The organism is Hyphomicrobium sp., from assembly GCF_003987855.1.
In the GTDB taxonomy this organism is placed as follows: domain Bacteria; phylum Pseudomonadota; class Alphaproteobacteria; order Rhizobiales; family Hyphomicrobiaceae; genus Hyphomicrobium_B.
This window is the reverse complement of the sequence record NZ_RXIZ01000006.1, coordinates 127,912-151,455: the sequence shown is the minus strand read 5'-3', so window position 1 is coordinate 151,455 and position 23,544 is coordinate 127,912. Positions and strand designations below refer to the sequence as shown.

Annotated in this window: 22 protein-coding genes and 2 tRNA genes; 14 read left to right on the top strand and 10 right to left on the bottom strand. The window is 59.2% G+C overall.

The window, feature by feature from the left end; genetic code table 11:
• The first annotated feature begins 23 nt into the window (after positions 1-23).
• From EKK30_RS05150 to cueR, 6 genes are all read left to right on the top strand, one after another.
• Positions 24-1,769: a sulfite exporter TauE/SafE family protein gene (locus EKK30_RS05150; RefSeq protein WP_290981249.1), complete on the top strand. Its 1,746-nt coding sequence runs from the start codon at positions 24-26 to the stop codon at positions 1,767-1,769.
• A 19-nt stretch (positions 1,770-1,788) separates the two neighbouring features.
• Positions 1,789-2,166 carry a hypothetical protein gene (locus EKK30_RS05145; RefSeq protein ID WP_290981246.1) on the top strand — a complete coding sequence of 126 codons (378 nt, stop codon included), beginning with the start codon at positions 1,789-1,791 and terminating at the stop codon, positions 2,164-2,166.
• On the top strand, positions 2,163-2,777 hold the full coding sequence (locus EKK30_RS05140; RefSeq protein ID WP_290981244.1) for a class I SAM-dependent methyltransferase: 615 nt from the start codon (positions 2,163-2,165) through the stop codon (positions 2,775-2,777). Before EKK30_RS05145 ends, EKK30_RS05140 begins: the two co-directional genes overlap by 4 nt.
• An 82-nt stretch (positions 2,778-2,859) precedes the next feature.
• Positions 2,860-3,093, top strand: a complete 234-nt coding sequence (locus tag EKK30_RS05135) for a heavy metal-associated domain-containing protein (protein WP_290981241.1) — start codon at positions 2,860-2,862, stop codon at positions 3,091-3,093.
• A gap of 12 nt (positions 3,094-3,105) precedes the next feature.
• The gene (locus tag EKK30_RS05130) at positions 3,106-5,511 is read left to right on the top strand and encodes a heavy metal translocating P-type ATPase (RefSeq protein WP_290981238.1); all 2,406 of its coding nucleotides are present in this window, start codon (positions 3,106-3,108) and stop codon (positions 5,509-5,511) included.
• Between the two features lies 1 nt (position 5,512).
• Complete coding sequence (gene cueR / locus EKK30_RS05125; RefSeq protein ID WP_290981235.1) at positions 5,513-5,926, top strand: Cu(I)-responsive transcriptional regulator; 414 nt, start codon at positions 5,513-5,515, stop codon at positions 5,924-5,926.
• Positions 5,927-6,705: 779 nt separating this feature from the next.
• Here cueR and EKK30_RS05120 read toward each other — a convergent pair.
• Positions 6,706-6,791, bottom strand: a tRNA-Leu gene (locus EKK30_RS05120).
• A complete protein-coding gene (locus EKK30_RS05115) occupies positions 6,792-7,010 on the bottom strand; it encodes a hypothetical protein (RefSeq protein WP_290981339.1) in 219 nt (72 codons plus the stop codon).
• Here EKK30_RS05115 and EKK30_RS05110 point away from each other — a divergent pair.
• Complete coding sequence (locus tag EKK30_RS05110; RefSeq protein WP_290981232.1) at positions 6,985-7,959, top strand: complex I NDUFA9 subunit family protein; 975 nt, start codon at positions 6,985-6,987, stop codon at positions 7,957-7,959. The two genes, EKK30_RS05115 and EKK30_RS05110, sit on opposite strands and share 26 nt — an antisense overlap.
• A gap of 68 nt (positions 7,960-8,027) precedes the next feature.
• Here the strand turns inward: EKK30_RS05110 and EKK30_RS05105 are convergent, their stop codons facing one another.
• Positions 8,028-8,315, bottom strand: coding sequence for a DUF1150 domain-containing protein (locus EKK30_RS05105; protein WP_290981229.1), 288 nt, complete (start codon positions 8,313-8,315; stop codon positions 8,028-8,030).
• A 140-nt stretch (positions 8,316-8,455) separates the two neighbouring features.
• Positions 8,456-8,899 (bottom strand): Hsp20 family protein, encoded by a 444-nt coding sequence (locus EKK30_RS05100; protein WP_290981226.1) that lies wholly within the window; start codon positions 8,897-8,899, stop codon positions 8,456-8,458.
• A 259-nt stretch (positions 8,900-9,158) separates the two neighbouring features.
• Between EKK30_RS05100 and EKK30_RS05095 the strand changes: the two genes are divergently transcribed.
• Positions 9,159-9,842: a hypothetical protein gene (locus EKK30_RS05095; protein WP_290981223.1), complete on the top strand. Its 684-nt coding sequence runs from the start codon at positions 9,159-9,161 to the stop codon at positions 9,840-9,842.
• A 150-nt stretch (positions 9,843-9,992) separates the two neighbouring features.
• Positions 9,993-10,082: a pyrroloquinoline quinone precursor peptide PqqA gene (gene pqqA / locus EKK30_RS05090; protein ID WP_045838205.1), complete on the top strand. Its 90-nt coding sequence runs from the start codon at positions 9,993-9,995 to the stop codon at positions 10,080-10,082.
• Positions 10,083-10,153: 71 nt separating this feature from the next.
• Here the strand turns inward: pqqA and EKK30_RS05085 are convergent, their stop codons facing one another.
• From EKK30_RS05085 to EKK30_RS05065, 5 genes are all read right to left on the bottom strand, one after another.
• On the bottom strand, positions 10,154-11,971 hold the full coding sequence (locus EKK30_RS05085; RefSeq protein ID WP_290981217.1) for an ATP-binding cassette domain-containing protein: 1,818 nt from the start codon (positions 11,969-11,971) through the stop codon (positions 10,154-10,156).
• A gap of 62 nt (positions 11,972-12,033) precedes the next feature.
• Entirely contained in the window at positions 12,034-12,249 is a 216-nt protein-coding gene (locus EKK30_RS05080; RefSeq protein ID WP_290981214.1) for a YbdD/YjiX family protein, read from the bottom strand.
• Positions 12,250-12,251: 2 nt separating this feature from the next.
• A complete protein-coding gene (locus EKK30_RS05075) occupies positions 12,252-14,303 on the bottom strand; it encodes a carbon starvation CstA family protein (RefSeq protein WP_290981211.1) in 2,052 nt (683 codons plus the stop codon).
• 136 nt (positions 14,304-14,439) lie between these two features.
• A tRNA-Ala gene (locus tag EKK30_RS05070) sits at positions 14,440-14,515 on the bottom strand.
• Between the two features lie 89 nt (positions 14,516-14,604).
• Positions 14,605-14,985 carry a TIGR02300 family protein gene (locus tag EKK30_RS05065; protein WP_290981208.1) on the bottom strand — a complete coding sequence of 127 codons (381 nt, stop codon included), beginning with the start codon at positions 14,983-14,985 and terminating at the stop codon, positions 14,605-14,607.
• 233 nt (positions 14,986-15,218) lie between these two features.
• Between EKK30_RS05065 and aroA the strand changes: the two genes are divergently transcribed.
• Both aroA and cmk read left to right on the top strand, forming a co-directional pair.
• Positions 15,219-16,559, top strand: a complete 1,341-nt coding sequence (aroA, locus tag EKK30_RS05060) for a 3-phosphoshikimate 1-carboxyvinyltransferase (protein ID WP_290981205.1) — start codon at positions 15,219-15,221, stop codon at positions 16,557-16,559.
• Between the two features lie 2 nt (positions 16,560-16,561).
• Entirely contained in the window at positions 16,562-17,188 is a 627-nt protein-coding gene (gene cmk, locus EKK30_RS05055) for a (d)CMP kinase (RefSeq protein ID WP_290981334.1), read from the top strand.
• 20 nt (positions 17,189-17,208) lie between these two features.
• Here cmk and EKK30_RS05050 read toward each other — a convergent pair whose 3' ends face one another.
• On the bottom strand, positions 17,209-17,457 hold the full coding sequence (locus EKK30_RS05050; RefSeq protein WP_290981202.1) for a PepSY domain-containing protein: 249 nt from the start codon (positions 17,455-17,457) through the stop codon (positions 17,209-17,211).
• A 217-nt stretch (positions 17,458-17,674) separates the two neighbouring features.
• Here EKK30_RS05050 and aceE point away from each other — a divergent pair, with 217 nt between their 5' ends.
• The 3 genes from aceE to lpdA are packed head-to-tail and all read left to right on the top strand — an operon-like array spanning position 17,675 to position 23,391.
• Positions 17,675-20,350 carry a pyruvate dehydrogenase (acetyl-transferring), homodimeric type gene (gene aceE / locus EKK30_RS05045; RefSeq protein ID WP_290981200.1) on the top strand — a complete coding sequence of 892 codons (2,676 nt, stop codon included), beginning with the start codon at positions 17,675-17,677 and terminating at the stop codon, positions 20,348-20,350.
• 17 nt (positions 20,351-20,367) lie between these two features.
• Positions 20,368-21,633 (top strand): 2-oxo acid dehydrogenase subunit E2, encoded by a 1,266-nt coding sequence (locus tag EKK30_RS05040; RefSeq protein ID WP_290981198.1) that lies wholly within the window; start codon positions 20,368-20,370, stop codon positions 21,631-21,633.
• Between the two features lie 9 nt (positions 21,634-21,642).
• A complete protein-coding gene (gene lpdA / locus EKK30_RS05035) occupies positions 21,643-23,391 on the top strand; it encodes a dihydrolipoyl dehydrogenase (RefSeq protein ID WP_290981196.1) in 1,749 nt (582 codons plus the stop codon).
• Positions 23,392-23,544: the final 153 nt, after the last annotated feature.

Genomic DNA, 23,544 nt, shown 5'->3' with positions numbered 1-23,544 from the left:
CCTGACACCTGAAAGAGTCGACCATGTCGAAAAAGTCATTGCGGGAAGTAGCATTGCAAATCCACGGGATGCATTGCGCCAATTGCGCGGTGCTGATCGAGCGCGAGTTCAAGAAAATTGACGGCGTTGCGCATGTTCGCGCGGATCATGTTACCGGCAGGGCCGAACTGCGTTGCTATCGCAAGCCGCCTTTGGCCGATCTGCAAAAAGCGCTGAAGGAGCACGGCTATACCCTTTCGCCACGATTTCCGAACAAAGAAAAATCGATCAAGCCGGTTCCCGAGAACACCCAGCAAAATTATCTCGAGATCGGCGTCATTTTCCTCGTGATCGTTGCCGCGTATCTCATCCTCAAGCAGTTGAATGTCCTGCCGACGCTCGCGATTTCGGATGACATGAGCTACGGCTTTGTATTTCTCATCGGCCTCGTCGCCGCGACGTCGACGTGCCTCGCGGTGACAGGCGGCTTACTTCTCGCGGTGGCCGCAAAATACAATGAACGCTTTCCGGATCTTTCCGGCGTCGAGAAGCTCAAACCCAATCTCTATTTCAATGCCGGAAGACTCATTTCCTACACTGTACTCGGCGGGGCGGTCGGCGCCATAGGCTCGGCACTGACGCTTTCCACACGCGCCACTGGCGTTGTCTCAATCGCCGCGAGCGTTGTGATGATCGTTCTTGGCTTTCAACTCCTCAAGCTGTTTCCGTGGATGCGCAGGTTCCAGCCGACGCTGCCGAAAGTTCTTGCACACAAGATTCACGATCTGAGCGTGAAAGACAGCAAGTTCACGCCACTTCTGCTCGGCGCCTCGACGTTTTTCCTGCCTTGCGGCTTCACGCAGGCGCTGCAACTCTACGTGCTTTCCAAGGGAGAGGCGACGACCGGCGCGCTCACCATGTTGGTGTTCGCGCTTGGCACATTGCCGACGCTCATGTCGCTTTCGCTCGTTTCGAGCTTTGCGAAGGGCAACTTTCAGCACTATTTCGTCAAATTTGCCGGCGTGTTGGTCATCCTCGTCGGCGCGTTCAATTTCAACAATGGCATGGCGCTTACCGGCATCAATATGGCTTCGCTGCTGAATCCAATCGGCGCGCGATCCAGGTTGGCGCAATCCGCCGTGCCCGCCCGGGTCGTGAACGGTAAGCAAATCGTTGATATGCAGGCCGTCGGCCTCGAATACACACCGGCGAACTTCAAGGTCGTTCAAGGCGTACCGGTCGAGTGGCACATAGACGGCAGCCAAGCCGTAGGCTGCGCACAGGTCTTGGTGGTTCCAAGCCTCGGCCTCGCGAAATACCTCAGTCCTAGCGCTCCGACCGTCGTAACGTTTGTGCCGAAAGAGACGGGTTCTATCGGATTCAGCTGCTCGATGGGTATGACGACATGGGGAGCAAGCTTCGAGGTTGTGCCCAACACCGCAGGGATCGTTCCTGCGAAGGTCGAGGAGACACCGTCGGCGAATGTACCCGAATGTAGCTCACCGAGCGCATGCGCGAACGTTCAGAAAGTTTCGCTCGATGTCTCCGAAGAGCGAGGCATCTATCCGCAGTCCGTCACGGTCAAAAAGGGCGCACCGGTGGAACTTACGATCAACGATCACGTGCCGCTCGGAGGCTGTATGTCCGTATGGGTCATTCCCAAATACAACGTTACGATCCCGATGGCCGTCGGCACGGTCAGGGCGAGGTTCACGCCGACAGAGACGGGCGTCGCGCAGATCACCTGCAGTATGGGCAGCTGGATGGCCGAAGTCGACGTAACCGACTAGACACCGCGAGGAGGCGCCGATGTTGTTTGCGATTGGGGACTATGTTGCCGGTGCCTTGATCGGCGTCGCGACCTCGCTTGCCGCGCGCCTTATCGTCTGGCCTGGGATGGACATGGTGATCGCCATGCTCATCGGAATGGGCGTGGGTCTCATTGTGCACGTCGTCATCGGGTTTTCGCTCGCTCCGATACTGGGAATGTTCGAGACGATGGTGCCCGGATCGTTGACAGGTATGTACGGAGGAATGCTGTTCGCGATGCGCGACTCCATGGCCGCAGGCTCGCGCACGCTACTTGCCGCGGGCGCCGTCGGTGCCGTCTTCGGTATCGTCGTGACCGCCGCCGTCAAACTTTATAACCGCGCTCTGCGCGGACCGGTGCTGGAGACCGGAAAATGACGGAACACGCGACGGATTTTGAGACGCAAAAGAAATGGGATAACGCGAGTAGGACGTTCGATATTGTTTCGTTTGCCGAAGATAAGAGGTTAGGCCCAGACAAACGGCGCATGCTCAGCAAAGTCCAGGGCAAGATACTGCATGTGGCAGCCGGCACCGGCAACGACTTCAAGTTTCTACCGCCAGGCAAGGACGTCATCTCGATCGACATAAGTCCGAAGATGCTGGAGCGGGCAAGGCCAAAAGCGGCGGCTTATGATGGACACATCGAGCTTCTCCAGGCGGACGTCCGTCAATTGGACGATCCTGACGATACCTTCGACACCGTTGCCACGGTCTTTACCTTTTGCTCGGTGCCGACCCCTATTGCAGGACTCGCCGAATTGCATCGCGTGCTGAAACCCGGTGGCCAGATTCTCATGTTCGAGCATGTCCGAAGCACGATCGGACCACTCGCCGTCATGCTCGATCTGATGACCCCGCTCACCAGGAAAATTGGACCGGAACTGAACCGCGACACTGTCGGCAATGTGCAGAAGGCGTGTTTCCGCCTCCGCCGCGTTGAAAACGTCTATCTCGACGTCGTGAAGATTATCGAGGCGATCAGGTAGAGGCCTGTTTCTAAGGCCTTGACCTTCCATCTACTGGAAGGCCTATCTACCTTCCAGCTGACTGGAACCCAGGGATTCACTCATGGACAAGCAGAAAGTCGAGACGGGCCAACTGACACTCGCGATCACCGGCATGACGTGCCAAGGGTGTGCCAACACCGTCCAAAAGGTGTTGTCGCGGGTCTCCGGCACCGATCACGCGGTGGTCGATCTCGGCACAGCACGCGCCATCGTCCAGGGAACGGCGCGGCCGGAAGCCCTCGTCGCTGCCGTTCAAGCCGCAGGCTTTGGCGCCCAACTGTCATCCAGCACATGAACGGACCCCACCATGAATGTTCGTGACACGATTGAGGCCGACACCCAACACGTCGTCTTACCCATCGAAGGGATGACATGCGCGTCCTGCGTCGGTCGCGTTGAGAAAGCGCTTGGCGCGCTGCCGGGCGTCGCGGCGGTCGTCAACTTGTCGAGCGAGCAGGCCGATGTGCATTTCGATCCCGCACTGACCGATGCGGATGCGCTCGCCGACTCGGTAGCTAAAGCGGGTTACGAGATACGCCGCGAAAAACGCGAACTCGCGATCTCCGGCATGACCTGCGCGACGTGCGTCGGCCGCGTCGAAAAAGCATTATTGGCCGTTCCGGGCGTCACCCGCGCCGAGGTCAATCTCGCGAGCGAAAAGGCAACCGTCGAAGGGATTTCCGGTCTGTTGCGACCGGCCGACCTCGTCGCCGCGCTCAAGCGCGCGGGCTATGACGGCGATCTCCTGACCGGAGACGATGCGCGCGATCGCCAAATCGAAGCAGCCGAGGAAGAACGTCAGCGCCGCGAGACATGGCGTGTGGCACTCGCGCTCCTGCTCAGCGCGCCCTTGTTGCTGTCCATGGTCGGAATCGTGCTGCCGGGATGGCTTGCCTTTGCGCTGGCGACGCCCGTGCAATTTATTATTGGGGGACGGTTTTACGTCGCTGCCTGGAAGGCCCTGCGTGCCGGAACCGGCAACATGGATCTACTGGTCTCGCTCGGCACCTCTGCGGCATATTTCTATAGCGTCTATTTGCTGCTCGCCGGACTGAAAGACGGACATCTCTACTTTGAGGCGTCCGCGGTCGTGATTGCGCTCATCAGCCTGGGCAAGTGGCTTGAGCTGCGCGCCAAGCGCTCGACGACGGCCGCCATACGGGCATTGCTATCGCTTCGCCCGGAGCGGGCGCGCATCGAACGTGACGGCGGCGAAATCGACGTGCCGGTGTCCGCTATCTCCCTTGGCGATGTCGTGGTTGTGAGGCCTGGCGAAAAGCTGCCTGTCGACGGCGTCGTTTTATCCGGCCGCAGCGATGTCGATGAGAGCCTGCTGACGGGCGAAAGCCTCCCCGTCGCCAAGACTGTCACCGACAAGGTCATTGGGGGTTCGATCAACGGCGGCGGGCTCTTGCGCGTAAGAACGAGTGCGCTCGGCGCGCAATCGACGTTGTCGAAGATCATTGCCCTTGTCGGGAATGCCCAGACGAAGAAGGCGCCGTTGCAGCGTCTGGTCGATCGCGTGTCGGCAATCTTCGTTCCGGTTGTCCTTCTGGTTGCGCTGGTGACATTTCTCGGTTGGTGGCTGATCGCCGGAGACTTTGGCGGAGGCGTCATAGCTGCCGTATCCGTTATGGTGATCGCGTGCCCTTGTTCGCTTGGCCTTGCAACGCCGACCGCCCTGATGGTCGGCACCGGCGCCGCGGCACGGGCCGGCATTCTCATCCGGGACATCGAGGCGCTCGAACGCGTGCACAAGCTCGATGCGGTGATTTTGGACAAGACTGGCACCGTGACCGAGGGAAAGCCGGCCGTCACGGACATCGTTCCCTTAGGAGTAAGCGAGCAGGAATTGCTTACCTTGGCGGCTGCGGCACAAACCGGAAGCGAGCACCCCCTAGCCCGTGCGGTGCTTGCCAAAGCGGCCAACCTGAAGCTGCCGTCGATCGAACATTTTCAAAGCCATGGTGGCCTTGGATTGACCGCGACGGTCGGTGGCGCAGAGGTGGCGATAGGCAATCGTCGCCTGATGGAACAACACGGTGTCAAATATGACGACCTGGCCGATACGGCGTCGAAGCTTGAGGAGCAGGGTCGAACCGTGATGTGGATCGGAGCGATTGATGCCGCGCCGAAGCTCTTAGGCATCCTTGCTGTCGCCGATCCCATCAAGAAGACCGCGCGTCTGGCAGTCGACAATCTTCTCAAGGCCGGTATCGAGACTATTCTCGTGACCGGGGACAACGAACGCACCGCGCATGCGATCGCCAGCCAGCTTGGCATTGCGAATGTCCTTGCTGGCGTCCTTCCCGCCGGTAAGGCCGTGGAAGTCGAACGTCTTCAGGCCGACGGTCGACATGTCGGCATGGTGGGGGATGGCGTCAACGATGCGCCGGCTCTTGCCGCGGCAGATGTCGGCATCGCGATGGGGACGGGCACGGATGTCGCCATGCAGACAGCGGGAATCACGCTCATGCGTGGCGATCCGTTGCTGATTGGCGATGCCATTGCGGTCAGCAAGGCCACGTACCGCAAGATACGCCAAGGACTCTTTTGGGCCTTTTTCTACAACGTCGTCGCCATGCCGGCCGCGGCATTTGGCTTGCTCAGCCCGATGATCGCAGGTGCCGCGATGGCGCTATCGTCCGTCACCGTTGTCGCCAATGCGCTTTTGTTGCGTCGCTGGCGACCGCAGGCAGGAGGCAGAGCGTAGAATGTCCGATCACATAGGCATGACCATCGGCGAAGTGGCTCAGCGTTCGGGCGTGCCGGCGAAGACAATCCGATACTACGAAGATGCAGGCGTAATTGGCCGCGCGCTGCGTGGCGAGAACAAGTACCGCACTTACAGTGACTCCGATGTGCAAACGCTGCGCTTTATTCACCGCGCGAGGAGCTTGGGCTTCTCCTTAAAGGAAGTCACCGACCTCCTCGCGCTTTATCGCAATCGGCGCCGCACGAGCCGTGAGGTAAAGAAGATTGCGCTGGCGCATGTCGCCGAAATCGATCGCAAGATCGCGGAACTGACTGCAATCAGAAAAACCATTGCCAATCTGGCGGAACGCTGCCGCGGAGACGACCGGCCAGACTGTCCGATACTCGACGAGTTTGAAGCCTTAGACCTTTGAAATCTCGACCCAAGTCCACGAGGCTAAAAGCTCCGTAAACTTTCTTTCATCAGGTCCATGCTGGCCACCATCGCGGTCGTTCTTCCGGACCGGCCCCGTGTGGAATCTCAGCATGCAAATTCGGTGGGTTCCGGTCCCGGCCCGCATCGAGAACGGCGACGACACCCTCTACAGCAAGCCACTACTTTCAGCGCCCGAGCCGAAAGCCCAGCGTGATTTACAGTACGCAAACAAATTCCTTGGCGGCCGAGCCCTGGACAGCAGGTGATTGCATCACTACAATCGCAGTTGGTGGTGTTGATTGCTAGCAAACATCGCCGTTCCCTGAGGAGCGCCGGTCATTTTCACGCGTGATCGGCGCTTTTTGCTTCGCATCGTGACCGAGGGAAAGGGCGGCAGTGCGAGCGAAGCCGAGCGTGCAAAGAAAGAAGCCGAGATCTTGCCAATGGCGCTAGGCGCGCTCTGGCTACGGAGACGGCGGCGAAGGTTTGTGCCTGTCCAGGCGGACTCTTGAGGGGATACAGGTGGACATGACCAGGCCTCCATTACATGGAGCCCGGTGACAGCCAGAGATGATCCGGAGAAGCAGACGGTCCAGCCCGAACGCTAGACCCGCTCCATTTAGTGTCGCATAGTCGTAATAAAGCATACCGCAACTGACACGGCAGAGCCCTTCCCAGCGGCTCAACACTAACTAAGAAGCTGACTAACTAACGGTCTATCTTGATGTCTCGCAAGACCCATGTTTCGGGCCTTTCGGCAGGGTTTACGGACGGGTGTGGTGCCCAGAAGAGGACTCGAACCTCCACGCCTTGTGAGCGCTAGTACCTGAAACTAGTGCGTCTACCAATTCCGCCATCTGGGCTTATGGGTGTGAGGTAAATTGTACCGCGCCGGAAGTCAATTGAGTGGTGATCGCGGCCAATGGACCGCTCCCATCGCCCGGCGCCACAGCCGTTTTGGCGGCTACCGCGGCTTTCCGAAGCTTCACAGTGGGTGCTTCGATGGGATAGATGATCCCTTGCTTGAAGAACTGAAGCGACGCGACGAGGATTGCGATGGCAGAGAACGGGAAACTAGCCACTGTTTTCGGAGGCTCCGGTTTCGTCGGGCGTCACATCGTGTGGTCGCTTGCGCGGAAGGGCTATCGCGTTCGCGCTGCGGTTAGAAGGCCTGACCTCGCGGGTTATCTGCAACCCATGGGGGTGGTTGGTCAAATATTTCCGGTCCAGGCAAACCTTCGATTCCCAGATTCGGTCGCGAGGGCTGTAGAGGGCGCTGACGTCGTCGTGAACGCGGTTGGGGTTCTTTCCCCAACTGGTGCGCAGACCTTCGATGCCATCCACACAGAAGGAGCAGGGCACGTGGCTCGCGCTGCCCGTGAGGCCGGCGCTCAGCGACTGGTTCACATCTCTGCGATTGGGGCTGACAAAGCCTCGCCCGCAAAATACGCGCAGACGAAGGCACTTGGTGAAGATGCAACGTTCGCGGCGTTTGCTCAGGCGATCGTTCTCCGACCATCGATCGTTTTTGGCCCAGAAGACGAGTTTTTTAATCGCTTCGCGGCTCTCGCGCGCATCAGTCCATTTCTCCCGCTTATCGGAGGCGGGCGCACCAAGTTTCAGCCAGTGTTTGCAGGCGACCTCGGGCATGCCGCCGCCTCAGCGGGGACTGGTAGCGGCGTCCCAGGGACGATTTACGAAATCGGCGGACCGGAGGTTTGGAGCTTCAAAGATCTTCTCAGGGTGATCCTTGAATATTCGGAGCGCAAGCGCCTGCTTCTGCCGGTGCCGTTCTGGGCGGCCAAGCTTATCGCCGCATTGACCTGGCCGCTCCCGAACGCGGTACGCCCGATGACTTTAGACCAGGTGAGATTGCTGCAGTCCGACAACATTGTTTCGGATAGCGCGAAGCGCGAAGGGCGGACGCTCGAGGCGCTTGACGTCCCGCACCCCGCGGCGATCGAAGGCATCGTCCCCGATTATCTGGAGCGCTTCCGGCCCCGCGGGCAGTACGCCAGCTACCATCCGTAAGCCCTGCCAACCATCGGGCCGCCGTTTAGCGGCCCTATGGGTGGGCTGAGCCCAGAAAACACCGCCCCTCAGTGCAGGGGAGCGATTGACAATTCGTCCTCCTGAGCGTGCCCAATGGCCGCTTGAAGCGTATCAGTTAGCGCAATCGGCGTACCGTCGGCGGCATGCAGGGAGAACAGCGGGATCCCCTTGGGCAGGCCTTCGATCTGAGGAAACATCTCGAGCGCTTCATCGGAGGTTAACGTCTTGATGTAAGCGACCTCGCCGCCACCGAGCCGTGCAAGCTCAAGTTCGCTCATAACCGGCCCGACGGTGTCGTGCAGATCGGGGACTTTCACTGTTGCCTTAGTATTCATGACGCTCTTCCTCCTTGTGTCGAGGTCGGGCTCTCGTCGCAGTTCAGTATGATAACCCTTCTAGGGGGTATCCCGATCCGCTCGTCTGCTCCGATCCTCCGACGATTCGGTCGCCGGCGCTGTGACGGGAAAGACTCAGGTTAGGGCTGGCTTTTAGCGGCGTTGGCAGTCCCGATCTCAATACGGCGCACGAGGCGTTCCGGTTCAAGCCGCTGGAGATCCACGGCAAGAAGTCCGTTCGCAAGCTGCGCGCTCTTGACTTCGATTCCATCGGCCAGAACGAACGTCCGGGAAAACTGTCGGGACGCGATGCCGCGGTACAAATAATCCCGAGACTTATCTTCCTGCTGCCTGCCTCGGACCGTGAGCTGCTTGTCTTCGAGCGTTACCTCAAGCTCATCGCGGGTAAAGCCGGCGACTGCCAGAGTAATGCGCAAGAGCTCCCCCGCGTCCGCCTCTTTGGCGATCCGTTCGATGTTGTAAGGAGGGTAGCCGTCGCCGCCTTTGGTGGCGCGATCAACCAACCTCTCGATTTCCTCGAAACCCAGGAGAAGAGGATTGGACAATGCTGTCAGACGAGTCATTTGAAGGTCCTTAAGTAAGCGACCGACGTTCCTATTAACGGATGCCCTCGGGCCATCCCTGTCGCCGGCCATTGGCCCGGCGACATAGGCAAGATATGGGGACCGGAGACTGCTCTTCAAGCATCCTGGCACGGTCGGCCGTGTCCGCGGAGCCGCAGGGGGAGGAAAATTACCAAGGTTCGGAATTCCGCCTTAGTACCGCCCGCGTGACCCGCGAAGACGCTCCGCCTTTTCAGCTCTATTTTCGCGTGGGGAATTCATGAAGCCCGTCACCGTCCTGCTCGCCTCGATGTTGTCTTTGCTCCCCCTGTTGCCGGCCGAACAGGCGGCGGCAGAGACTGCTGCCACGAAACCTGCCGGCGACTCCGGGAGCGTTCTCGGCGACCCGGATGGCCCGCTTACGCCGGAGGAGAAGGCGGAAAAGGATGCCCGCCAGGCCTGCAAGATCGACCTCTGTCGCGCCTTCCACTCAAAGGAATCTACCGGTGACATCGCCTGCCATGTGATCAAAAGCTGGCGCAAGGAGCAGTTGGTTAAGCTGGTGGGCAAGGTCAAGGTGAGTTGGCCATACGAAGGCGCGCATTGTTCCACCGACCTCAACATCAAGCGCGGGGACCTGGTGAAGGCGATGAGCGAGCCCAAAGCGGAGCTGCAACTCGCCCAGCATAAAGTCGTCTGCTCGATCGCCAGCGATAAGCAAGGCGCAACTGATTTCTCATTCGAGCTGGCGCCGAAGGTGTTTTTCGAGAACGGCAAAGCCGTAAAGGCGGAAGCGCACTGGGGTAAGATCGAGGCTCCAACTCTGATCAAAAGCGCTCTTTGGACTGCCACGGCCGCTGACAATACCGTGAACATTCTCTCGGGCTCGATTGTCGAAGAAGTGAACACCTTCATTGGCAAGCGCTGCGACGAGGTCAAAGATCAATGGGCGGCCAAACAATAGGGGGCATTTCGCGTCGCCCGAGTGCCAACTGTTATATTGTTATTAGGGTCGCTTATGGCTGCTTATCGGAAATTCGATTGGCCGGTTGCTGCCGAAGTCCTGTAGGAAGGCTGCCGTTGAAGCGTGGACTAACCAGTCTTGGAGGAACCCATGAAGACGTGGTCGAAGCCCGAAGTTCGTGAGCAGGAAGTTGGTCTCGAAGTGACCAGCTATCTTCCGGCTGAGATCGACCTCATCTAATCAGATGATGTCGGCTTAGGTCGAACTGGGAGCGACGACCGAGCATTCGGTCGTCGCTTTTGTTTGTGCGATCAGCCGGGATTTTCCAGCGCTTCGCGTCTTTCTTCAAGTTCGAGCCATAGGGTTTCCGCGGCCTCCAATCGAGCCTGGGCCTCTCCAAGCCGCGCGGTCGCCTTTTCGAAAGCGGGGCGGTCCTTGGCGAACAAGTTCGCGTCCGCGAGTTTAGCCGCGAGACTCTTGATCTCCGCTTCGAGCTTCGCGATCTCGTCCGGCAAGGTGGTGAGCGCGTGCTTGTCTTTGAATGACAATTTTTGGCGGGACTGCCGAGCAGCGGTCTCGGCGTTCGGGGGCGCTGAACCAGAGGATGTTGCTGGCGATCGTGGCTCCTTACGGAGAGTATCGCCTTTGCGCTGCGCCAGCATATCTGAATAGCCGCCGGCATATTCCGTCCATTCACCGTTGCCGGTGGGGGCTAATACGCTCGTGACAATACGATCAAGGAAATCGCGATCGTGGCTCACCAGCAGAATCGTGCCGGAATAGTCCGACAGCAGCTCCTGCAGTAGATCAAGGGTTTCGAGGTCCAGATCGTTCGTCGGCTCGTCGAGGACTAGGACGTTCGATGGTTTTGCAAGCGCTCGCGCCAACATCAGCCGTGCCCGTTCTCCTCCGGAGAGGACCCTAATTGGGGACAAACGCTGCTCGGGAAGAAAAAGAAAATCCTTCATATAGCTCGCAACATGGCGAGCCTTGCCGTTGATAACGACCTGATCACCTCTTCCGCCCGTCAGCGCGTCGGACACGGTCCAATTGGGGTCGAGTTCGTCACGCCGCTGATCGAGTGCAACGACCTCAAGATTGGCTCCGTGACGGATCGTGCCGGAGTCTGGTGTCTCCTGCCCTATCAGCAACTTGATCAGGGTCGTCTTGCCGGCACCGTTGGGGCCAACGATGCCGAGCCTGTCGCCTCGCATAATGCGAAGGTTCAACTCCTTGACGATGTTCAGGTCTGCGTAGCTTTTCGAGATGCCTATCGCTTCGACGACGAGCTTTCCTGAGGTGCTGCCTTCCGCGACATCGAGCCGAACGTTGCCGACCACGTGGCGTTGTTCGCGTACTTCCTGGCGCATGGTACGAAGCTCGCGGACGCGGCGAACATTTCGCTTGCGCCGCCCCGTGACGCCGCCGTGCATCCATTGATCTTCTCGAACGATTTTGCGATCGAGCTTGTGGCGCTCGATCTCTTCCTCCTCAAGCACCTTGTCGCGCCAGTCTTCGAAAGCGCCGAAGCCCTGGTCGAGCCGCCTCGTCTTGCCTCGATCGAGCCAAACGGTTGCCCGCGAGAGATTTTCCAAAAACCTCCGGTCGTGGCTAATCAGGAGCAGTGCTGATCGCATGCCGAGCAACGTGCTCTCCAGCCATTCGATGGCGGTGAGATCCAAATGGTTCGTCGGCTCGTCAAGAAGGAGCACGTCGGGCCTTGCTGCTATCACCCGGGCGAGAGCTGCACGGCGCGCTTCGCCGCCCGATAGTTTTTGCGGGTCCATCTCTCCCGTTAGCCCGAGTTCAGCGAGGAGATACTCGGCTTGATAGGGGTCGTCAGCTGAACCAAGACCTGCGACGACATAATCTCGGACGTTGGCGAAACCCGCGAAGTCCACTTCCTGCGGAAGATAGCGGACGCTGGCAGAGGGATGCACGAAGCGTTCCCCTTTGTCGGGATCGGCGAGACCGGCCGCGATTTTCAGTAGCGTCGACTTGCCGGAGCCGTTGCGTCCGACAAGGCAGATTTTATCGCCGGGCGCGACGGTGAGTTCCGCGCCTTCCAATAGTGGCGTGCCGCCAAATGTTAAGTGGATGTCTTTCAGGGTGATCAAAGGAGGGGCCATGGGCACCTCGTAGCTGGGGACGCGTATCGGATCAATCGCATCCTTGCTACGGCGACGTTTGGTCAGCAGCAGCGGCCGATTTTGGCGCCGTCATTGCCATAGCGGCTGGTTTGGCGTTCCCGAAAGAATTCTTCGTAAGTCATCACCGGTTCGCCCGGATGAATTTGGCGGCGATGCGTGACGTAGGCATTGTAGTCGGGAAGGCCCACCATCAGCTGCGCGGTCTGCGCGATGCGGCGCAGGAGCTTCGACACGCGGGGGAGGCGATTGGTTTCCATTCTTATTCCGCTGGCACCGTGGCCGCCTCTTGCGTGGATATCGCGGGATCAGCCAGTGCCTTCAGAATGGCCGCGATGCCGAAGCATCCCATGGCGATAACCAGAGCACCTAAAAGCGCGGTCAGCGTAGCATTGACGTGATCGTTGAAGATTATGCGATTCATGTCCGCGAGCGTCTTGGCGGGCGCGAGAACTTGCGCCGTTTGCGCGGCCTGCGAAAACTTTTCAGCGTGAGCCAAGAACCCGATCGCGGGATTGTGACTGAATAGTTTTTGCCAAGCCGCCGTCAGCGTGCAGATGCCGAGCCAGATCGCCGGGAGCCCTGTCACCCAGGCATAGCGTTCACGCTTCATCTTGAAAAGGATGATTGTCGCCAGCATCAGCGCAATGCAGGCGAGCATCTGGTTCGAGATACCAAACAGCGGCCACAAGGTGTTTATACCGCCAAGGGGATCAACAACACCCTGGTAAAGAAAATAGCCCCACGCCGAGACGGCGATTGCAGTAGCGATGATGTTGGCGCTCCACGACCTCGTCGCTTTAAACGACGGAATTGCAGTTCCAATCAGATCCTGGATCATGAAGCGCGAGACGCGAGTTCCGGCGTCGATGGTGGTCAGGATGAAGAGTGCTTCGAAGAGAATGGCGAAATGGTACCAAAAGGCCATCAAAGCCTTTCCGCCAATCGCATTCGAAAGAATTTCAGCCATGCCCACGGCAAGCGTTGGCGCGCCGCCGGTTCGGGAGAGAATGCTTGCCTCTCCGACATCGGCGGCGGCCTGCCTGAGAAGGTCGGGTGTGATGGTGAAGCCCCAATTCGAGATCGCGGTCGCGGCGGATTCGGGCGAAGTGCCGATCAATGCTGCGGGGCTATTCAGCGCAAAATAGATGCCCGGATCGAGCGTGGTGGCAGCCACCAGCGCCATGATGGCGACGAAGCCTTCCATCAACATTGCGCCGTAACCGATGACGCGCGCGTCCGCCTCGTTGTCGATCATCTTAGGTGTGGTGCCTGAGGAAATCAGAGCGTGAAATCCGGAGATGGCTCCACAGGCTATGGTGATGAACAGGAACGGAAAGAGCGAGCCGGAAAACACCGGGCCATTACCGTCGACGAACTTCGTCACCGCCGGCATCTTGAGATCTGGCAGAACGAGAAAGATTCCGATGGCCAGACCAATGATCGTGCCGATCTTCAAAAACGTCGAAAGGTAGTCGCGGGGCGCGAGGAGCGCCCATACGGGCAAAACGGAAGCAAAAAATCCGTATGCGATGAGCATCATCGATAGGTCTTCGCCGGAATAATCAAAGTAGGCCGCAAGCGAGGGGGCTTCAGCTACGTGGCGGCCATAAACCAGCGAGAGCATCAATAGCGCAAAGCCGAGCAACGACATTTCACCGATGCGGCCCGGCCGCGCGAAGCGGCCGTAAAGACCCATCAGGACGGCGATCGGGATCGTCATCGCGACCGTGAACGTCGCCCAGGGACTGTGGGTCAATGCTTTGACGACCACCAAGGCCAGGACGGCGAGCAGAATCATCATGATGACCAGAACGCCGAACATGGCGAGAGCCCCCGGAAGAGGCCCGAGTTCCACCCGGATCATTTCACCGAGCGAGCGCCCGTCGCGCCGAACGGACGCCCACAGCACGACGAAGTCCTGGACCGCTCCGGCAAATATCGCGCCCACAATCAGCCAGAAAGTGCCCGGCAGATAGCCCATCTGTGCCGCGAGGACAGGCCCGACCAGCGGGCCGGCGCCGGCGATGGCCGCAAAATGATGCCCAAACAGAACGGTCTTGTCCGTCGGGCAATAATCGAGACCGTCGTTGAAGCGGTGCGCGGGGGTCGGTCTGCCCGCGTCAAGCCGCACTACATCCCGTGCGATGAACCGCGCGTACGTGCGCTCGGCCAGGACATATGAGCAAATTGCAGCGGCCACGAGCCAGAACGCGTTGATCGTTTCGCCGCGGGATAATGCGATGGTGCCGAGCGATAAGGCTCCAAGCAGGCCGACTGCGGTCCAGACGAGCTTACTCTTGGTGATCGTCATTGTTCTCCGCGCTCGGCGCTTGCGATTACCGGGGGCTGGCCGCCCATCGCTGAGGCGAAACTACATTAAACGCGGCGCTTAGCCATCAATTGGGCAGGCCTCCGCTCGCGGCTGATCAGCCTAAATGGCGAAGGACTGGTGGAGCTAACCGGGATCGAACCGGTGACCTCTTGCATGCCATGCAAGCGCTCTCCCAGCTGAGCTATAGCCCCGAACCATCATGCCGACAGGGCTGGTACCTGCCGGAGATCCGCCTGATAAGTCGTCTTTGCAGAAACTGCAAGGACGTTCGACACCTTTATTAGGGCTCTTCGTCGCCCTCGCCGGCAGGGCCGCCGATGATGTTGGAGACATCGCCGCCCTCTTCCTCTTCTTCTTCAAGGAAGGTTTCATCGTCTTCAGTGGTGCCGGCGTCATCGGCCTCGACATCGACGAGCGCCTCTTCGCCCTCGACTGCCGGCAACTCGCCATCTGCATCGTCGACGACAACCGCCTTCTTGGCCTTTTTCGCTGCGAGATCGCGTTGTTCTGCCTGAAGGGCTGCCAGTGCTGCGGGCGACGACGCGATCACGTATTTGCTGCCGCAAAACGGACAGATGATCGGATCGTGCGCCAGATCATAGAAGCGCTCGTCGCAGTTCTGACAGGTGCGCTTCGTCCCGCGCTCTTGCTTGGTCGCCATCGGTCGTGCCTCGGTTATCGGAAATTCAAGGGAGCCCGTCTGCCATAGGCGGTGCTGCCTGTCAAAACGAAAAGGTGGGAGCATCCCCGGATGCGTCAAGACCTTTGCCACGGAAAGCTTGACCTCAGCTCCGCGGTGCCGTTGACAGAGCGCCGCGGTCGAGTGTCTATCCAGCCTTGGACCCCTGAAAATCCGTCGTCCGCGCTGCTTTTCAACGACTTGGAACGTCTGCCTTGAATCCTCATTCGATATCGAAGCCGCTTTCGGCCCTTAAGGCAGGCCCCCTGAAGGGGCGGGTTCGCGTTCCGGGCGACAAGTCGATTTCCCACCGCGCGCTCATATTCGGGGCTCTTGCTACCGGCACCACCCGGATCAGGGGGCTTCTGGAAGCCGAAGACGTCATCAATACCGCTCGGGCCGTTCAGGCTCTGGGAGCGGTAGCGGGCAAGCACCGCGACATCTGGGAGGTTCGCGGCCGTGGCGTTGGCGGCTTGCGTGCGCCAGAGGGGCCGCTCGATTTCGGCAATTCAGGAACGGGCACCCGCTTGATGATGGGCGTCGTCGCAGGCCATCCATTTACGGTCACGATGACCGGCGACGCCTCTTTGTCGCGGCGGCCGATGCGCCGAGTGTTGGCCCCGCTGCTCGAGATGGGGCTTGAAATCCTCGAGCCGGGAAAGGAGACGCTGCCGCTCACGCTCAAGGGCACTCATGAATTGATGCCGATCGTCTATCGGCTCCCCGTGCCTTCGGCACAGGTGAAGAGTGCCGTTCTGATCGCCGGCCTTCACGCGGCGGGAAAAACGACCGTCATCGAACGGGAGGCCACGCGAGACCACACGGAACGCATGCTTCGCCATTTCGGTGCGACCGTCGCGACAGAGGCGAAAGGGGAGGAAACTCACATCACCGTAGACGGTGATGCTGAACTTTCCGGAAAGGACATCCTGGTTCCAGGCGATCCGTCGTCCGCCGCTTTCCTGGCAGCGGCCGCGTTGATCGTGCCCGGCTCTGACATCACGATCGAAGGCGTACTCACCAACCCCACACGCACTGGGCTGTATTTGACCCTGCAAGAGATGGGCGGTGACGTGACGTTCGAGAATAGCCGCGACGAAGGCGGCGAGCCGGTAGCGGACATTCGGGTGCGTGCGTCGCGTCTCAAGGGCGTTCGTGTGCCGGCAGAACGCGCACCGTCGATGATCGACGAGTATCCTGTACTTGCCTCAATCGCAGCGTTCGCGGAAGGCGAGACTCGCATGGATGGGCTTGCCGAACTCAAGGTCAAGGAAAGCGATCGACTTCAGGCCACAGCGGCGGGGTTGGCGGTGAACGGGGCGAAAGTGCAGGTCGAAGGCGATTCGCTCATTGTAACTGGGGCAAGCGGCCTAAAAGGTGGCGGGCTCGTCGCTACACACCTCGACCATCGCATCGCTATGTCGTTTCTGACAGCGGGGCTTGCGAGCGAGGCATCCATTGTCGTCGACGATTCGACCATGATTGCGACTAGCTTTCCCGAGTTTAGGCCGCTCATGGAGCAGCTAGGTGCACACTATCGCGAGGATGGTCGGTGACATTGATCATTGCCATCGACGGCCCCGCCGCGTCCGGGAAGGGGACGCTCGCCAAGCGCATTGCGGCGCATTTCGGTTTGGCATGGCTTGATACGGGGCTTCTCTATCGCGCGGTGGCGCGAGACGTACTTGCGAACGGTGGAGACCTCGAGGATGTTGCCGCAGCCGAAGCGGCGGCGCGATCGGTCCTTGCGGTGTCTCTGAGCGATCCAAGCCTCCGAGGCCCGAAAGCGGGCGATGCAGCGTCAATCGTTGCAAAGTTTCCAGAAGTCCGGGCTGCGCTTCTTGACTATCAGCGCGCGTTCGCTGCTCAAGACGATGGTGCCGTTCTCGACGGGCGAGATATAGGGACAATCGTTTGTCCAGACGCGCATGTAAAAATATTCGTCACTGCCTCTGACGAAGCGCGCGCACGCCGCCGCTATCTGGAGCATCAGGCGCGCGGCGAAGATGTTGCTTACGAGGATCTCTTGGTCGACATTCGCCAAAGAGACGCGCGCGATCGGGACCGTGCCGCTGCACCTATGGTGGCGGCTCACGATGCACTAAGGTTGGATACGACCGAACTCGACCCTGATCAGGCATTCGATGCCGTGATTGAACTCATTCGATCAAAGATTGGTTCATAGCGCATTACGGGTTGATTGGGTCAGTCTCTGTCGACTTCTTCCTTCAGGAGTTCGCCCGTGTGCGGGTTGACCTCGAACTCCGTGATCACGCCGTTGCGCACGCCCTTGCCCTCCCAGTGCCCATCATCTGCCTGAAGGCCGGTAACGTTCGTGTAGCCCGCAGCTTCTAATTTCTGAATTACCTGGTCCTCGGGCATCCAATCGGCACCCGGAACGTCGCTATCGGCAAAGGCGGCTGCGCTTCCCGCCATGTCAAGCGCTACCGCCAAGACTAACGCTCTTCGCATCTCGCGTACTCCGACAGGGTTGTGGAACGTGGAAGCGCAACGGAAGCCGTCCCGCAAAGTTCCAGTCCCTTCACTCGTCGAAGGGCATTCCCGAGGCATCGCAAGATTCAAATTCCGTAACCACATCAACTTGGCAGTTTAAGCACCAGCATGCTTTTTATGCTAAGCCTAGCTCTCTAGGATCGCGGACAAGGTCGTCATGGGCAAAAACGAACAGAAGTCTCCCAAGGCTGATGATCCGGAGATGCAAGACTGGCGCGAGTCTATTTCTTCGGTCATTGCCTATGAGGGCACGGAACGAGCCGACGACATTCTTGAAGAAGTCGTGGAGCGCGCACGGGCGAGTGGCGCCGCAATCCCGTTCGCGTGGAGCACGGCCTACATCAACACCATCTCAGTCAAGGACGAGGCTCGTATTCCGGGCGATCGTGACCTTGAGCATCGCATAGCGGCGGCCATCCGGTGGAATGCGGCGGCGATGGTGTTGCGCGCGAATAAGGAATCAACAGAGCTCGGCGGCCACATCGCCAGCTATCAGTCAGCCGCTATACTTTATGAGACCGGCTTCAATCATTTTTGGCACGCGCCGTCCGAAGAGCATGGCGGCGATTTGGTCCTTATCCAAGGTCATTCCTCACCTGGAATTTACGCCCGCGCTTTTCTCGAAGGCCGTCTGACGGAAGATCAACTCCTTCAATTTCGCCAGGAAGTCGGAGGGCGAGGTCTATCATCCTATCCGCATCCCTGGCTGATGCCGGACTTCTGGCAGTTTCCCACGGTTTCGATGGGGCTCGGGCCGCTCATGGCGATCTACCAAGCTCGCTTTCTGAAGTACCTCCATGCTCGTGGATTGGCGAACACGGAGAACCGCAAAGTTTGGGTGTTCTGCGGCGACGGCGAAATGGACGAACCCGAGAGCCTTGGCGCAATCTCGCTCGCCGGACGAGAGAAGCTCGACAACCTCATCTTCGTCATCAACTGCAACCTCCAACGCCTTGATGGCCCGGTTCGCGGCAACGGCAAGATTATCCAGGAACTCGAACGCAACTTTCGCGGCGCTGGGTGGAATGTCATCAAAGTCGTCTGGGGCTCGCAATGGGACGAGCTTCTCGCACGCGATACGACGGGTAAACTCCGCCACTTGATGGAGGAGTGTGTCGACGGCGAATATCAAGTCTTCAAGTCGCGTGACGGGGCTTTCATTCGCAAACACTTCTTCGGGCGGTATCCTGAGACTGCGGCGCTCGTCGAAGATTGGTCTGATGAAAAGATTTGGCGACTGACGCGCGGAGGGCATGATCCTTCAAAGGTCTATGCTGCATACGCCGCCGCGACCGAACACAAGAACCAGCCGACATGCATCCTAGCCAAAACCGTCAAGGGATATGGCATGGGCGCGGCCGGTGAAGGAACGATGCTTGCACACCAATCCAAGAAAATGGATGTGGACGCGCTCCGTCACTTTCGCGACCGTTTCAAGGTGCCGGTCAGCGATCAGCAGATCGGAGAGTTGTCGTTTATTCGTTTCGAAAAAGGATCGCCAGAAGACGAATATTTGCATGCGATGCGATCGAAGCTCGGCGGATATCTGCCGCAGCGCCGGCGTAAATCGACTGCGCTCGAAGCCCCGCCGCTGTCGCTCTTTGAATCTCAGCTCAAGGGGTCAGATGGGCGCGAGATATCTACGACGATGGCATTCGTGCGAATCCTGACCGCGCTGATGCGCGAGAAGGAACTTGGCCGGCGCATCGTGCCTATTGTCCCGGATGAGAGCCGGACGTTCGGCATGGAAGGCATGTTCCGGCAGTTCGGGATCTTCAGTCAGGTCGGTCAGCTCTACCGCCCGCAAGATGCCGACCAGCTCATGTTCTACAAGGAAGACAAGTCCGGGCAGATGCTTCAGGAGGGCATCAACGAGGCTGGTGCCATGGCGTCCTGGATCGCGGCGGCGACCAGCTATGCGACTTCGAATGTGCCGATGGTGCCCTTCTACATCTTCTATTCGATGTTCGGCTTCCAGCGCGTGGGGGATCTGGCTTGGGCCGCAGGCGACGAGCGTTCGCGCGGGTTTCTTCTCGGGGGGACGTCCGGGCGGACAACTCTCAATGGCGAAGGCCTGCAACACGAGGATGGGCATAGCCACCTTCTGGCAGCGACCATCCCGAACTGCATCTCGTATGACCCGACGTTCAACTATGAGGTCGCTGTCATCATTCAGAACGGCCTCAAGCGCATGCTGAGCGATCAGGAGGACGTGTTTTTCTATCTGACGCTGCTGAATGAAAACTACGAACATCCCCCGATGCCCGCAGGCGTAGAGGATGGCATCATCAAAGGCATGTATCTTTTCCGCGAGGCCGCCAAAGACGCGAAGGGCCACAAGGTGCAGCTCATGGGATCAGGTGCGATCCTGCGAGAGGTCATCGCTGCAGCCGATCTGTTGCGGGACGATTGGGGTGTCGAGGCCGACATCTGGAGCGTCACGAGCTTCACCGAGTTAGCGCGTGAAGCCCGTGATGTCGAACGTTGGAACTTACTGCACCCCACCGAGCCGCCGCGAGTGCCTTACGTTGCGAAGATGATCTCCAGTCGCGGTGAAGCGCCGGTTGTTGCCTCGACCGACTATATGAAGCTTTATGCCGAGCAGGTGCGCCCTGCGGTTCCGAACAAGTATTCGGTGCTCGGCACCGATGGTTTCGGGCGGTCAGACTATCGCCGGACGTTACGGTATTTCTTCGAAGTGGATCGGCATTTCGTGACAATAGCGGCGCTGAAGGCACTTGCAGACGAAAACAAGTTACCCTCGATCAAAGTTTCGGATGCCATAGCGAAGTACGGCATCGATCCAGAGAAGCCCAACCCTGCCCATAGCTGAAACGCACAGGTTTGTTCATGCCGCTCGTAGACGTGAAGGTGCCGAACATCGGCGACTTCGAGAATGTGCCGATCATCGAGATCCAAGTGAAGACGGGCGATGAGGTCAACGCCGACGATACGCTGATCACGCTCGAGAGCGATAAGGCGTCCATGGACGTACCCTCCCCTGCGAAAGGCAGAGTAGCGGAAGTCCTCGTTGGAATAGGCGATAAGGTGAGCGAGGGGACCGCGATCTTGCGTCTCGATACCGGCGGCGAGACGCCAAATTCAAACTCTAATACAAAAAGCAAAAGCTTTGGCGTTGAGGCAACGGCGACGACGCCAAAGTCAATGCCTACCTCGCGTACGGAAGAACAAACTGCAGAAGCGTTGCCGCCGGCAGACTTCGGCTCGGTTTTTGCAACTCCGTCTGTGCGCCGGATTGCCCGCGAGCTTGACGTCGACTTGGCTAAGGTGAAGGGCACGGGCGATAAGGGCCGGATTACGAAGGAGGATGTGAAGGCCTTTATTGCGCGTAGTGGCGCACCATCATCAGGCGTAACCAGCGGTATCCCGGAAATTCCGGCGCAGGACTTCGCCAAATACGGGCCGATCGAGACCAAGCCGATGTCGCGCTTGAAGCGGCTGACAGGGCCAAATCTTCATCGCGCTTGGCTGAACGTTCCCCATGTCACCAACTCGGATGACGCGGACATCACCGAACTCGACGAGTATCGCAAAGAACTGGATGGAACCGCCAAGTCAAAGGGATATCGGGTAACGCTTGTCGCCTTCCTGCTGAAGGCTTCCGTGTCGGCCCTCAAAGAATATCCCGAGGTCAATGCCTCTCTGGCGCCGAGCAAGGATGCGCTCATTTTGAAGCGCTACTACAACATCGGTGTTGCAGTCGATACTCCCGATGGGCTCGTCGTGCCGGTAATAAAAGACGTCGATCGCAAGGGAATACTCGAACTCAGCCAGGAACTGACTGCGGTGTCAGCCCGGATGCGCGATGGCAAGATCACGCCGGCGGACATTCAAGGCGCGACATTCTCCATCTCAAGTCTTGGAGGCATTGGAGGGACGAACTTCACACCCATCGTCAATGCGCCGGAAGTCGCCATTCTCGGCGCGGTTCGGGCACAAATGCGACCGGTTTGGGATGGCTCAGTTTTCCAACCGAGATTGATGCTACCTCTTTGCCTCTCTTACGATCATCGCGTCGTCGACGGCGCGCTGGCGGCCCGGTTCCTGCGCAAGATCTGCGATGCGCTCGCCGACGTCAGGCAGCTGGTTCTGTAGGCTGCACACATGAGCAAGAAAGAAATCCGGGTCCCAGATCTAGGCGACTTCCAGAACGTGCCGATCATCGAAGTTCATGTGAAGCCTGGAGCGACGGTGACTGCGGAAGATCCGCTCATTACGCTCGAGAGCGACAAGGCGTCCTTTGACGTGCCCGCGCCGGAAGGCGGCAAGATCATCGATCTTCTGGTGAAGGTGGGCGACCAAGTTAGCGAAGGCACTCCGATCCTGACGCTCGACACCGGCGAGGTTGCGGCGGAGGCAAAGATCGGTTCGGCTTCGACGGAAGAGCCGTCGGAAGAGGTTTCAGTAAGCGAATACGCCGGCGACTCCGAACACGTATGCGATGTTCTCGTGCTCGGTGCTGGGCCGGGCGGCTATTCCGCAGCCTTCCGTGCGGCGGATCTCGGGGCAAAAACAATTCTGGTCGATCGGTGGCCGGCTCTCGGTGGTGTTTGCCTCAACGTGGGCTGCATTCCCTCGAAGGCGCTGCTGCACACGGCTTTCGTTATCGACGCTGCTGCGGCGATGTCCAAGCATGGCGTGACGTTCGCTGCCCCGAAGATCGATTTAAAGAAGCTCGCGGGGTATAAGGATGCCGTGGTCGGGAAGCTGACCGGTGGCCTGGCATCGATGGCCAAAGCGCGGAAGGTGACCACTCTGCGGGGAACCGGCACGTTCGTCGGCGCGCATCACGTGAAGGTGCGCTTCGAGGACGGGGTCGAAGAGACGGTGCGTTTCGAGAAGGCGATCATCGCTGCGGGTTCGGAAGCCGTGGCGTTGCCGTTCATGCCGGCCGATCCACGCATCGTCGATTCAACTGGGGCGCTTGAGCTTCGGCAAGTGCCAGAGAGGATGCTCGTCATCGGGGGCGGCATCATCGGTCTTGAGATGGCGACGGTTTATTCGACGCTTGGCGCTCGTGTTGATGTCGTCGAACTGCTTGACGGCCTTATGCCCGGTGCTGATCGCGATCTGGTCAATACCTGGCAAAAGGTCAACGCGCGGCGCTTCGACAAGGTGATGCTGAAGACTAAGGTGATCGGGGCGGAAGCGAAGTCCGACGGTATTCACATTTCATTCGAAGGTGAGAACGCGCCGATCGAACCGCAGCGCTATGGTCTCGTGTTGGTGGCTGTCGGCCGAAAGCCAAACGGCAAAAACATCGGTGCCGAGACTGCCGGGGTCATCGTCACGGATCGTGGCTTTATTCCCGTCGGCAAAGATATGCGCACGAGCGCGCCGCACATCTTCGCCATTGGCGACATTGCGGACGAGCCGATGTTGGCCCACAAGGCAGTGCATCAAGGGCATGTCGCGGCGGAGAATGCTGCGGGTAAAAAAAGCTTCTTCGATGTGCGGCAGATCCCGTCGGTTGCCTACACGGATCCGGAAATCGCCTGGGCGGGTCTGACGGAGACCGAAGCAAAGGCGCAGGGCGTTCCTTATAAGAAGGCCGTTTTTCCCTGGGCTGCCTCGGGGCGCGCTATTGCCAACGGCCGAGATGAGGGCTTCACCAAGCTGCTTTTTAACGAGGCGACGGACCGGATCATTGGCGGGGGGATCGTAGGGACGGAAGCCGGCAACCTCATTTCAGAGATCTGCCTTGCCATCGAAATGGGGGCTGATGCCGTGGATATAGGGAAAACGATCCATCCCCATCCCACGCTTTCGGAATCGGTCGGCATGGCCGCCGAGGTGGCGGAGGGGATCTGCACCGACCTGATGCCGCCGAAGCAACCGCGTCACAAGAGTTAAAGCCGCCGGCCCTTGCGTTTATACAGTGTCTTGGCTATATCCAGCGCCATTCGACATCGCTGTCGGGTTGGTCATGAGGAAGATCAGCCGGTTGGGTGCCCCATAGGGGTCCCGAATTTTGACCGGCGGGGCTGCGGCTCATCACGGCGATAT